Origin of the sequence: Nonomuraea cypriaca (assembly GCF_015645445.1) — a bacterium.
GTDB classification, from domain to species: domain Bacteria; phylum Actinomycetota; class Actinomycetes; order Streptosporangiales; family Streptosporangiaceae; genus Nonomuraea; species Nonomuraea cypriaca.
Map to the genome: position 1 here is coordinate 1 of NZ_JADOGI010000009.1, position 11,938 is coordinate 11,938.

An 11,938-nucleotide genomic window follows, 5' to 3' on the forward strand; every position below is an offset into this window, starting at 1 on the left:
CGGTAACCCGCGTAGTGCAGTTGCCGCCCCGCGAAGCCGGCCGCGCCCGGATAGTACGGCCAGTACGGACGCGTCCAGGTCCCGGTCGCGTTGACCACGGCCCGAGCCGCCCACTCCCCCACGTCCGTCCCAACGAGCAACCGGCCGTCCGCGCTACGATGAACGGCCGTCACCTTGACGGGTCGTACGACCTCCAGCCCCACCCTGCGCTCGTAGTCCGCGTAATACTCGGGGACGACCTCGGCGGCGGGCTGCCCACCGTCCGGCTCCGGCTGACGCCGCACGCCCGGCAGATCGAAGATGCCGTGCACCTTCTCCATCGTCAGGGAGGGCGAACGATGCCGCCACGCCCCGCCCGGCCCTTCCGCCGCGTCCAGCACGACCGGCTCATACCCGAACCGGCCCAGATGGTACGCGCTGGACAGCCCCGCCTGCCCGGCACCGATCACGACGACCTCGGTCTCCTCCACGATCAAACCAAACCACCGACACCCCCGAGCTCTTCCCGAACGGCCCCGCCCACCTTGATGCCGTCCGAACGAAGGCGGTCGGATGCGATCGGGCTTGTTCAGGGGCCGGGGGCGGGCGGCTCCGTGAGCGTGGACTGGAACGCGGCCCGGTGGCGGGCGATGTGCGCGATCTCGATGAGGTAGAAGCGGTCGTCGCCGCGCGCGATGTGGCTCGCGAACGCCTCGTTGCCCTTGGCGGCCTGGTCGTGCATGTGGCGGATCAGGTGGTCCAGGCGGGCGCGGGCGGTGTCCGTGAGCGTGTTCCTGCCTGCGGCGTCGAGTCCGTACGCGTCGGCGAACAGCCGCAGCCGGCGCGCCTGCTCCGCCACGGGGAACGTCGGCGTGTGGTCGGGATCGCTCAGCGGCACGAAACGGTAGGCGGCATAGGACACGTCCCAGACGCGCGGCCCCGGGTGAGCGGTGTCGAAGTCGATGAACGCCACCGGCCGCCCATCGCGGAACACGCAGTTGTACGGTGCCACGTCGCCGTGACAGATGACCTCGGCCGGACTCTCCGGCGGGAAATACCACGCGCTGTCAGGCATTTCATGAAATTTCAGGAAATCGGCGGTCGCATCGTGGTACGCCCGCAACAGCTTGGCAACGCCGGCCAGCGCGCCATCCGACAGCGCCCATTCTGGCAAGGGATGGTCCGGCACCTCCCCGGCCACGAAGTCCAGGACCTCCCGCCCCTCACCGTCGACCCCGTGACTCCTCGGCGCACCCTCGAACCCGCCCGCCGCCAGATGCCCGAGCAACGCATGCACGGCCGGCGTCCATGGCCCCACAGGCCGCCGGACCGTTCCCCCAACCCTGACGACATGATTCACGCCCCCACCGGCAAGCACCTGCTCATCCACCACAGGCCGCCCATCCGTCACGGCGGCTGCCTGACGAGGTTGGGTTCACTATGCGGGCTCCTCATGCCGGTCGGCGGGGGTTCGCCGGTCAGTGTGTCATGTGGCCCGATGGCGTGGCACCCGGATAATTCGCCGCGGACGGTCAGCGGCGCGCCCCGAAGGCTACGGCGGTCGTCGATGCGATGGTCGTGACCAGAACCACCATGAGCAGCACAGTCGTCATGGGGTTCTTGCGACGCGGTGTCGGCACCAGACGTTTCGCCCGGGAACGAGGCGTGACGACCGGCGTCGGGGTCGGCACGTGCACAGGCGCCAGCCGGGGCGCGAGACGGGGCGCTTCGCGCGGATTCCGGCGCGGGCACTCCCCCACCTGGACCCGCCGCCCGCACACCACACCCGGGAAGATCGTCATCCCGGGCACCGTGACCTTGGGAACAGGCCGCTGCTTTCCCTGCGGCACCGCGATGGACACCCGGGGAACGGGCGAACGGCGTACCGAGACCCGGGGAACGGATCCGCTCGAATCCACGGAGACGTCCCGAGGGGGTGAGCGGCGTGCCCGGACCCGGGGAACCGCGACGTCCCGAGGGGGCGCGGGGCGTACTGAGACGCGGGGCATGAATCCGCCGGGGACGCCACGCGGAGGTGCCGGGGGCCGTACGGACAGTTCGCCGCTGGGCGGGGGGTCGCGGTCGGCACCGGCCGGACCCGCGACGCCCGCGACGCTGGCCGGGCCCGCGACACTGGCCGGACCCGCGCTCGGGCCCGCGGCGCTGACCGGGCCAGCGGCGGCGGTCGCGAGCAGGGCGGCGGCGAGCAGCAGGGGCGCGCGCCTGACACCCACGATCACATTCCCCCGGCGATCCGGGAGAACTCCTGCAGCGCCCCCTGGAACGCCTCGGGCCCGACGGCCAGCGGCCCATCGAAGGCGCGGGCGATGTCCCACGTCAGGTAGGTGCCGAAGCCCAGCAGCCCGGCCATCGCCACCAGCGGCAGGATCGCGGCCCCGCGCGGCCTGGCCCCGGCGAGGAACGGGAACACGATGACGAGCACGCCGGTCAGGACCGTCAGGAGCAACAGCCCCTGGGGCGGCGCCGCGGCGGCGTCGGCGGTGCGCTGGGCGCGCGCGGTGGAGACGGCCCTGATGTGCTCCAGCACGTCCGCCTTGGCGTCCTCCTCGTCGTTGTCCTTCACCTGAACGTCGTAGACGCGGCTGCGGAGCTGGTCCATGCGGGCGGCGCCGACCGGGTCCATCCGGCCTTGAGCCATGAGCGGCCACTCGTCCCTGACCACGAACGTGACGTAGTCGCGCAGCGCGGAGCGCACCTCCTGGGGCGCGGTGCCCGGCAGGTCGTCGGCCGCCCAGTAGGCGTCGATCGCGGCCTGGCTCTCGGCCTGGGTGTTGAGGCGGGCGGCGTCGGCGGTGGTCCAGGGCACGATGATCGCGATGGCGAACACCAGCAGGAACATCGCCGACAACATCGCCCCCGCGTGGGCGGCGGACGGGCCGCCGGGATCGCGATCGTCGCCGGCCTGTTTCACCAGCCTGAACACCAGCGCGGTGAGCGCTACCACGCCCACCGCCGCCAAGATCGAGAGCGTGTACGCCGCCATGAGGATCTCCCAAATCCCTTCGAATACGCAGTGTCACATTACTATCACACAGCGCAATGTTGGCGTCAGGCCCGCACGGGTAAAGGCCCGGCAACGCCGGAGCATGCCCCAGACCCGTCGCCGCACGGCCTACACGGGAGAGCGGAGCGGTCGCCGCACGGCCTACGCAGCGGGAACGGGTCGATCGCCGCACGGCCTACACGCGGGAACGGGGCAATCCCCGTACGGCGCCTATCGCGCGGGAGTGTGGCCCGGGGCGGTCGCCGCATGGCCTACGCGCGGCGACCGCCCGGGGTGCCACCGGCCCCTGCGCCGGCATGGCGACCCGGCGCTCCCTCGTGACGGCTGCTCCACGGGGGCCAAGGAGGCACATCCACCTGTCGCGCAGAGGATCCCGGCCGTCCTTCCGCGGAACGGCCCAAGGTCTTCTGCCGCGCCCTCCCACGGGCGGACACCTCATATGATCCGGTTCGCCGGGCGGCCCGCGCGTCAGGGTGTGTCCCGGGGATTCCCCTCGGATCCCAGCCTCAAAGATCACGAACCGACCTGCTCGCGTACGACCCCCAGCACCGGGCCGGGTTGGACGGATTGCCGATCATTGACAGAAATCCCTCACCATATGTCCAGCCAGATGCTGATATTTCGGAAATGTAGGAACTATGGAGGCGTGAATCTCAACGGCCGTAAATTCGTGATGATGAGCTCGACGGCGAGCGCGGTGAACCTGGAAAGTCCCACGGAGTTCCTGTACGAGGAGGCCGACGGGGTGGTGTGGGGCAGCTACACGGGCGACACCGTGACCCACGGGCGTTTCGTCGGCACGCGGGACGGCGACCAGGTGTCCATCGCGTACGCCCACGCGCTGAAGGCCGGCGGCAAGGCGGGCGGGCGGAGCAGCAGCCGCGTCGAGACCGGGGACGACGGGCTGCTGCGCCTGGTGGAGGAGTTCAGCTTCGACGGCGACGACACCGTCCACGTGAGCGTGTGCACCGAGGTCCCCCAGCCCTGACAGCAGCCCTGGCGACAGCACTGCCAGCAGCTCTGACAACAGCCGTGGCAACAAGCCCGCACACCGGCGGCGGCCGGTCAGAGGTCCTTCTGGAGCGCGGCGCGGCCCTCGGCGGCGCCGACGAAGCGCATCTTGCCGAGCGGCACGTCGCCGCCCTGCGCCTCCCCGGCCGGCCGCCGCGCGGAGCGGCCCCGGCCCTGTCCGGGGTCGCGGTCACGGTCGTGCTCGTGGTCGCTGGGCAGCACGTACGGCCGCTTGAGCACCTCGTCCAGGATGAACACGGTCTCCGTCGCCTTGACCGCCGGGATGTTGGCCAGCCGGTCGGTCACCATCGTGTGCACCGCCGCCACGTCGGCCACCCGAACCTGGATCATGGCGTCGTGCTGCCCGGTGGTGATGGCGCAGTACTCCACCTCGGGCATCCGGGCCAGCTCGGCCCTGAACTGCTTCCACATCTGCTGCCGCACGGTCACGAAGATCAGCGCGGTGATGCCGAGCCCGGCCCGCACGTGGTCGATCTCGGCCGTGAACCGCTTGATCGCGCCGTCCGCGCGCAGCGCCTCGAAGCGGGTGTACGCGCTGGCCCGGGAGATGCCCACCCGCTCGGCCAGCGCGGCGACGGAGATCCTGCCGTTCTCGCGCAGGACCTCGAGGATCTTCATGTGGATGTCGTCCAGTTCGAGACCGATACCGATCCGTCCAGACTGACCGCCGCCGCCGACACCATTTCTGGAAATTTCACTCATCATTACCTCAGCGACCTTTATATACGTCTAGCCGACCGCACAGTGCCTGGACGTTCTGCCGGACAATCCTCGACATCTTCCTGCCGAACGTCCAATTTTGGAGGACTCCATGGCGACCCGCTCACAGACGGCGGCCGTGCTGCTCGCCGGTGCACTCACCCTGGCCGCCTGCGGAAGCGGCGGCACCTCCCAGCCGCCCGGCGGCGGCGCGGCCTCCGGGGGCAGGACGCTCGTCATCGACACGTCCTTCGACCTCAAGACGGCTGACCCGGGCCGCACGTACGAGCCGACGGGACTGATCGTCGGCAAGGCGATCTACGAGACGCTGCTGACGTTCGACGGCGCGGACGTGACCAAGCCGGTGCCGGCGCTGGCGGAGTCGTACGAGCTGTCCGAGGACGGCAGGACCCTCACGCTGAAGCTTCGGCAGGGCGCGACGTTCGCCGACGGGTCGCCGGTGACGGCGGACGACGTGGTGTTCTCACTGACGCGCGTGCGTGACATGAAGGGCACTCCGTCGTTCCTGCTGGACGGCGTCGAGGTGGCCAGGACGGACGACTCGACGATCACGCTGACGTCGGAGGCGGCGAACCCGGCGCTGCCGTTCATCCTGCCCAACCCGGCGCTCGGCGTCATCAACAGCAACGTCGCCAAGCAGCACGGCGCCACCACGGATCCGCAGGACAAGGCCGAGCAGTACCTGAACTCGGCCTCCGCCGGCTCAGGCCCGTACATGATCGAGTCGTTCAACGTGAGCAGCCAGGTCACGCTCAAGGCGAACCCGAAGTACTACGGGACCAAGCCCGCGTACGACAGGGTCGTCCTCCGCAACGTCGAGGCCGCCACGCAGAAGCTGAACGTGCAGCGCGGCGACAGCCAGGTGGCGCTGAACCTGTCCGGCGACCAGGTCACCGGCATGCCCGCGACCCTCCAGGTCAAGAGGACCGCCTCGGCCAACGTCATCTTCCTGCTGGCCAACCAGGACTCCGCGATCAGCACGACGACGCCGAACGCCGAGTTCGTGGAGGCGGTGCGCAAGGGCGTCGACTACGCGGGGCTGCTGGAGCTGGCCGGTGAGGGTTCGGCGCAGGCGCCGGGCGTCATCCCGTCGCAGTTGCTCGGTGCGCTGCCCGCCGACCAGGGCGCCAAGCGGGACGTGGCCGGCGCCAAGGCCGCGCTCGCGGCCAGCGGGTTGTCGAACCCGACGGTGAAGCTGGAGTACCCGAGCGAGCTGACCGTGAGCGGCCTGTCGTTCCAGCCGCTGGCCGAGCGGATCCAGGCCAACCTGAAGGAGGTCGGCATCACGGTGGACCTGCAGCCCGCGCCGGTCACCACGGCGCTGGACAACTACCGCAACGGCAAGGAGGAGATGGGCCTGTGGTATTGGGGTCCTGACTATCCGGACCCGAGCGACTACCTGGCGTTCCTGCCCGGCAAGACGGTGGGGCTGCGGGCCGGCTGGAAGGCCGGCGCGGCGAAGGAGATCGAGGCCGCGGGCGAGAAGGCCGCCGCGACGCTCGGGGACGACGCGCGCGAGGCCGCGTACGCCGACGTGCAGACCAAGCTGAACGAGTCGGGGCCGTTCATCCCGCTGATCCAGCCCGGCCAGAACATCGTGACCGCGGGATCGGTGACCGGGCTGGAGTACCACCCGGTGTGGACGGTCGACGTCGCCGACCTCGGCGCGAAGTAAGGTGCCGCGAACCAAGGTGCGGGGAAGAACCGGCGGGCATCCGCTCGCGCGTTTCCTCATCCGGCGGGTCCTGCTGGCCGTGCTGATGGCCTGGGGCATCACGCTCGTCACGTTCGTGCTGACGAACCTCGTCCCCGGCGACCCGGTGGCCGCGAACCTGGGCCAGCGGGCGCTGGGCGACCCGGCCATCGTGGCGCAGTGGCGCGCCGACCACGGCCTGGACCAGCCGCTGTGGCGGCAGTACCTCATCCATCTGCAGGGCCTGCTCCAGGGCGATCTCGGGACCAGCCAGCAGAGCCACCGCCCGGTCAGCGCGGACCTGGCCGAGTTCGTGCCGGCGACGCTGGAGCTGGCGGGCGCGGCGATCCTGGTGTCGCTGGTGCTGGGCGTCGCGTTCGGCGTGGTCGCCGCGCTGCGCAGGGACCGGCTGCCGGACCACGTGCTGCGGGTGCTGAGCCTGGTCGGCATCTCGGTGCCGACGTTCTGGCTGGCGCTGGTGGCGTTCTACGTGTTCTTCTACCGGCTGCAGATCACCCCGGGCAGCGGCCGGGTGGACGCGGCGCTCGGCTCGGCGCCGGCCGTGACGGGGCTGCAGACGGTCGACGCGCTGCTGGCGGGCCGGTGGGACATCTTCACCTCCGCCGTCGGCCACCTGATCACGCCGGCGCTGGTGCTGGCGCTGTACACGATCGGGCTGCTCACCCGCTTCACCAGGTCGGCGGTGCTGGAGGTGCTGGGGCAGGACTACGTCCGCGCCGCCAGGGCCAAGGGCCTGCCCGGCAGGGTGGTGCTCTTCAGGTACGTGCTGCGCTCGGCTCTCGTGCCCATCATCACGGTGGCGGGCCTGGCCTTCGGCAGCCTGCTGTCCGGCACCGTGCTGGTCGAGGCGATCTTCGCCTGGCCGGGCATCGGGCAGTACGCGTACAAGAGCGCCACCTCACTCGACCTGCCCGCCGTCATGGGCGTCGGCCTGGTCGTGGGCGTCGTCTACCTGGTCATCAACCTGATCGTGGACGTCCTGTACGGCGTCATCGATCCCCGAGTGAGGCTGCGATGAGACGACGGGACCCTCTGGCGGGGAAGGGCCTGCTGAGGCGGCTGCCCGAGGCGTGGCGGCAGCCGCTGGCCGTGGCCGGCGCGGTGCTGGCGCTGGCCTGGCTGGTCGTCGCGCTGGCCGCGCCCGCGCTGGCGCCGCACGACCCGCTCGCGCAGGACCTGCCGCGGCTGGCCGCCCCGGGTCCCGGCCACTGGTTCGGGACGGACCAGCTCGGGCGGGACATCCTGAGCCGGGTCGTGTACGGGGCGCGGGTGTCGATCCCGCTGACGTTGCTGCTGGTGGTGCTGTCGGTGCTGATCGGCGGCCTGCTCGGCGCGTGCGCCGGCTACTTCGGCCGGTGGGCCGACGAGACGATCATGCGGCTGGCGGACCTGGTGTTCGCGTTCCCGACCGTGATCCTGGCCATGGTGGTGGCCGCCGCGCTGGGCGCGAGCCTGACGAACGCGGTGCTGGCGGTGCTGGTCGTCGCCTGGCCCGCGTACGCCCGGGTGACGCGCGGGCTGGTGCTGGGGGTGCGGGAGCGGGAGTTCGTGCTGAGCGGGCGGCTGCTGGGCTTCTCGGTGTGGCGGTCGTTGCGCGTGGACGTGCTGCCGAACGTGATCGGCCCGGTGCTGGTGCTGGCGACGCTGGACATCGGCACCGCGCTGCTGTTGCTGTCCGGGCTGTCGTTCCTGGGCCTCGGGGCCAAGCCGCCCTCGCCCGAGTGGGGGGCGATGGTGGCCTCCGGCGTGGAGGTGTTCGACAGCTGGTGGGTGGCGACGTTCCCGGGGCTGGCGATCCTGACCGTGGTGCTGGCGTTCAACTTCCTCGGAGACACCTTGCGGGACGCGCTCGACCCCCGTACGGCCCGCGCGATCAAGGAGCGTGCGCTGTGACGCTGGACATCACCGGGCTGGAGGTCTCGATCGGCGGCAGGGAGATCCTGCGCGGCGTCGACCTGCGGCTGACGGCCGGCCGGGTGCACGGACTGGCCGGGGAGAGCGGTTCCGGCAAGACGATGACCGGGCTGGCCGTGCTCGGGTTGCTGCCGCACGGGGCCCGTGTGTCGGGCGCCGTCAGGCTCGGCGAGCGCGATCTGCTCGCGATGCCGGCCAAGGAGCTGAACCGGGTGCGCGGCGGCGAGGTCGCCATGGTGTTCCAGGACCCGGCGACCAGCCTGCACCCGATGCTGACGATCGGCCGGCAGCTCACCGAGCACATGCGGCACCACCTGCGGCTGGGCCGGGCGGAGGCGAGGGCGCGGGCGGTGGAGCTGCTCGCCAAGGTGCGCATCCCCGGTCCTGAGGAGGCGTACGGGCGGTTCCCGCACCAGTTCTCCGGCGGGATGCGGCAGCGGATCGCGATCGCCATCGCGCTGGCCTGCTCCCCGAAGGTGCTGATCGCCGACGAGCCGACGACGGCGCTGGACGTGACCGTGCAGGCCGGGGTGCTGCGGCTGCTGCGCGGGCTGTGCGACGAGCTGGGGCTGGCCGTGCTGCTGGTCACGCACGATCTGGGAGTCATGTCGGCGGTTGCGGACGAGGTGAGCGTGATGAAGGACGGGTTGGTCGTGGAGTCGGGGCCGCGCGGCCGGGTGCTGCGCGAGCCCACGCACGCCTACACCCGTTCCCTGCTGGAATCCCTGCCGGACGCGGAGGCACGATGACCCCGACGACCCCGACGACCCCGACGAGCCCGACGAGCCCGACGAGCCTGCTGACCATCGACGACCTGGTCGTCGAGCACCGCTCCCCCGGCCGTCCCGTCGTACGTGCTGTGGCGGGGGCGAGCCTGGCGGTCCACGCCGGCGAGGTCGTCGGCCTGGTCGGCGAGTCCGGGTGCGGCAAGTCGACGCTGGCCCGCGCCGTCTGCGGGCTGAACCCGGTCACCGAGGGCTCGATCACCTTCGACGGGCGGCCGGTCACCCCGCTGGGCCTGCGGCGCAGGACGCTGATCGGGATCCAGATGGTGTTCCAGGATCCGTACGCGTCGCTGAACCCACGGCGACGGGTCGGCGACCAGATCGCCGACGGGCTGCGCGCCGCGCGCGACACCGCCGCCTCGCCCGCCGACCTGCTGGAACGGGTGGGCCTGCCGAGAGACTTCGCGGGGCGGCACCCGCACGAGTTCTCCGGCGGCCAGCGGCAGCGCATCGCGATCGCCAGGGCGCTGGCGGCGCGGCCGCGGCTGCTGATCGGCGACGAGCCCATCTCGGCGCTGGACGCCTCCGCGCAGTCGCAGGTGGCCAGGCTCATGCGGGATCTGGCCGTGGAGTCGGGTGCGGGGCTGCTGTTCATCAGCCACGACCTGTCGGTGGTGCGGCTGATCGCCGACCGGATCGCCGTCATGTACCTGGGGAAGATCGTCGAGGTGGGCGAGACGGCCGAGGTGTGGGCGGATCCGCGGCATCCGTACACGAAGGCCCTGTTGAGCGCCATTCCCCAGCCGGACGGGATGGGTGTGCTGCCCGCCGAGTTGCCGGGTGATGTGCCGGATCCGGCGAATCCGCCGGGAGGGTGCCGGTTCAACCCGCGCTGCTCGTACGTGATGGACGTCTGCCGGGTGAAGGAGCCGGACTTCGGGCCGGTCGCCTGCTGGCTGCACGAGCCGACGTGATGGCGGGGCCGGCGGACGGACGGCTGGCGGCGGTCCGCGCCACCATGGAACGGGCGCGGATCGATGCCCTGGTGTTGCGTCCCTCGCCCGACTTCCGGTTCCTCGGCGGCGGCGACGGGCCGTTTCTCGTGGTGACCGGGGACGCGGTGACCGAGACCGACGAGCCGGCCTGGTCGCTGCCCAAGGGGGCGCGGCGGGTCGCAGTGGATCCGGAGATGCGGGTGCGCGAGCTGTTCGGGCTGACGATCGAGGCCGAACTCGTCCCCGCCTCCTCCGTGCTGGAGCCGCTGCGGCTGCGCAAGGAGCCGTACGAGGTCGAGGCCATCGGGCGGGCGGTGGCGGCGGCCGAAGGGGTGCTTCTGCAGGCGCTGGAGCTGTCGTGGTTCGGGGCGAGCGAGCGGGCGATGGCGGGCCGGCTGCGGTCGCTTTCGCTGGAATCGGGCTGCGAGGAGGTGGTGTCGCTGGGGGTGGCGGCGGGCGAGCACACGGCGCTCCCCGCGCACGTGCCCGGGGAGCGGGTGATCAACCCGGGGGACGCGCTGACGGTGTCCATCTGCGGGCGGTGGGACGGTTACTGCGCGGAGGTCGCCCGCGTGTTCGCCGTGGCGGAGCCGCCCGAGGATTTCGAGGCGATGTACTCGGTGGTCCTCGCCGCGCATCGGGCGGGGCTCTCCGCTCTCCTGCCGGATGCCCCGGTCGCTGGGCTGGCCAGGGCCGTGGGTGACATGATCGACGGAAGCGGGTACGGGCGGTTCGCGGCGGCGCATGTCGGCAGGGGCGTCGGCCTGGGCCCCGACGAGGGACCGCGACCGGGCGAGGGCCTCCTGATGGCTACCGGGATGACGTTCTGCCTCGAACCAGCCATCTACGTGCCCGGCCTCTTCGGAGCCAGGGTGGCGGACGTGGTGGCGTGCACCGGCGAGGGGCCGGTGGTGCTGGGCGCGAGCCCGCACGCTTTGCACGTCCTTGATCGATAGGTGGTCGTCCCCGGGGGGAGGCGGCGGAGCCCCCGGGGCGTCGCACGGGCGGTCAGAAGACGGGCGGCATCAGAAGCGGCGGCACTGGCCTTCCTTGTCGCCGCGCACCGCGTTCTTGCCACCGCTCACCTTGGGCCGGTTGCCCTCGCACTCCAGGTTGCCCTTGACGGAGTTGCGGTAGACCCGCAGACCCTCGCGGTTGCCCTCGACCTGGATGTTGCCGTCCACCTTGTTGCCCTCGACCCGCACCTGGCGGCTGTTGCCCTCGAGCTGGATGTCGCCGTCGACCCGGGTCGAGGTCACCGTGACGACGCCGCTGTCCTCGACCTGGATGTTGCCGTCCACCTTCGAGCCACCGGTCACCGACACCGAGCGGGCGCCCTCGGCCTGGACGTCGCCGCCGATCCGCGCGTCGCGGGCCACCAGGGTCGCGCCGCGCGCCACCTTGACGTTGCCGTCCACCCGGGTGCCCGCGAGGGTGCAGGTGGCGCCCTTCGGCACCCGCACGTCGTCGGCGGAGACGGCGCGCATCGTCCCCGAGCAGGTGCGCGTGTCCGCCAGCGCCGGCGTGGCCATGGCCAGGCCCCCGAACACCGTGCCCAGGACGGCGCCGGCCAGGGTCAGCTTGATCTTGTTCATGTCGTCTCCTTCGTCAGCCTGGGGCCGGGCTGTTCGCCCCGCCACAAGAAGGATCTCGACGGGCCGTGGCTGCTTCATGAGAGGGACATGAGGTACTTCTCATCAAACGCCGGAAAAAACCCATGGAGTCCCCCAAACCCGCCCGCCGCGTGGGACGCGGGCTGGGCACCCCGACGAAGAGGGGCGCTCCTCTTGGTGGTGCCGCACGAATCCCGCGGGCGCACCATGGCATACCGTCG

General features: G+C 71.5%; 13 protein-coding genes. 7 read left to right on the forward strand and 6 right to left on the reverse strand.

What is annotated here, in order from left to right; genetic code table 11:
* The 4 genes from ITP53_RS04770 to ITP53_RS04785 all read right to left on the reverse strand — a co-directional run.
* The coding region (locus ITP53_RS04770; protein ID WP_195894051.1) for an FAD-dependent oxidoreductase at nt 1-470 on the reverse strand (470 nt) is incomplete at its 3' end.
* Nucleotides 471-568: 98 nt separating this feature from the next.
* Nucleotides 569-1,276, reverse strand: a complete 708-nt coding sequence (locus ITP53_RS04775; RefSeq protein WP_328813975.1) for an aminoglycoside phosphotransferase family protein — start codon at nt 1,274-1,276, stop codon at nt 569-571.
* Nucleotides 1,277-1,511: 235 nt separating this feature from the next.
* The gene (locus ITP53_RS04780) at nt 1,512-2,213 is read right to left on the reverse strand and encodes a hypothetical protein (RefSeq protein ID WP_195894052.1); all 702 of its coding nucleotides are present in this window, start codon (nt 2,211-2,213) and stop codon (nt 1,512-1,514) included.
* Nucleotides 2,214-2,215: 2 nt separating this feature from the next.
* The gene (locus ITP53_RS04785; RefSeq protein ID WP_195894053.1) at nt 2,216-2,983 is read right to left on the reverse strand and encodes a bestrophin-like domain; all 768 of its coding nucleotides are present in this window, start codon (nt 2,981-2,983) and stop codon (nt 2,216-2,218) included.
* Between the two features lie 667 nt (nt 2,984-3,650).
* Here ITP53_RS04785 and ITP53_RS04790 point away from each other — a divergent pair.
* On the forward strand, nt 3,651-3,992 hold the full coding sequence (locus ITP53_RS04790) for a hypothetical protein (protein WP_328813978.1): 342 nt from the start codon (nt 3,651-3,653) through the stop codon (nt 3,990-3,992).
* A 77-nt stretch (nt 3,993-4,069) separates the two neighbouring features.
* Here ITP53_RS04790 and ITP53_RS04795 read toward each other — a convergent pair whose 3' ends face one another.
* The gene (locus tag ITP53_RS04795) at nt 4,070-4,741 is read right to left on the reverse strand and encodes an Lrp/AsnC family transcriptional regulator (protein WP_328813980.1); all 672 of its coding nucleotides are present in this window, start codon (nt 4,739-4,741) and stop codon (nt 4,070-4,072) included.
* Nucleotides 4,742-4,847: 106 nt separating this feature from the next.
* Between ITP53_RS04795 and ITP53_RS04800 the strand changes: the two genes are divergently transcribed.
* Genes ITP53_RS04800 through ITP53_RS04825 form a run of 6 tightly spaced genes read left to right on the forward strand, consistent with a single transcriptional unit; the run spans nt 4,848 to nt 11,060 of the window.
* On the forward strand, nt 4,848-6,431 hold the full coding sequence (locus ITP53_RS04800) for an ABC transporter substrate-binding protein (protein WP_195894055.1): 1,584 nt from the start codon (nt 4,848-4,850) through the stop codon (nt 6,429-6,431).
* A gap of 16 nt (nt 6,432-6,447) precedes the next feature.
* Nucleotides 6,448-7,488 carry an ABC transporter permease gene (locus ITP53_RS60085; protein WP_328813982.1) on the forward strand — a complete coding sequence of 347 codons (1,041 nt, stop codon included), beginning with the start codon at nt 6,448-6,450 and terminating at the stop codon, nt 7,486-7,488.
* Entirely contained in the window at nt 7,485-8,363 is an 879-nt protein-coding gene (locus tag ITP53_RS04810; RefSeq protein WP_195894057.1) for an ABC transporter permease, read from the forward strand. Before ITP53_RS60085 ends, ITP53_RS04810 begins: the two co-directional genes overlap by 4 nt.
* Nucleotides 8,360-9,133, forward strand: coding sequence for an ABC transporter ATP-binding protein (locus tag ITP53_RS04815; protein WP_195894058.1), 774 nt, complete (start codon nt 8,360-8,362; stop codon nt 9,131-9,133). Before ITP53_RS04810 ends, ITP53_RS04815 begins: the two co-directional genes overlap by 4 nt.
* Nucleotides 9,130-10,083 (forward strand): oligopeptide/dipeptide ABC transporter ATP-binding protein, encoded by a 954-nt coding sequence (locus ITP53_RS04820; RefSeq protein WP_195894059.1) that lies wholly within the window; start codon nt 9,130-9,132, stop codon nt 10,081-10,083. Before ITP53_RS04815 ends, ITP53_RS04820 begins: the two co-directional genes overlap by 4 nt.
* Nucleotides 10,083-11,060 carry a M24 family metallopeptidase gene (locus ITP53_RS04825; RefSeq protein WP_195894116.1) on the forward strand — a complete coding sequence of 326 codons (978 nt, stop codon included), beginning with the start codon at nt 10,083-10,085 and terminating at the stop codon, nt 11,058-11,060. Before ITP53_RS04820 ends, ITP53_RS04825 begins: the two co-directional genes overlap by 1 nt.
* A 69-nt stretch (nt 11,061-11,129) precedes the next feature.
* Here ITP53_RS04825 and ITP53_RS04830 read toward each other — a convergent pair whose 3' ends face one another.
* A complete protein-coding gene (locus tag ITP53_RS04830) occupies nt 11,130-11,699 on the reverse strand; it encodes a bactofilin family protein (protein WP_207755537.1) in 570 nt (189 codons plus the stop codon).
* Nucleotides 11,700-11,938 lie beyond the last annotated feature (239 nt).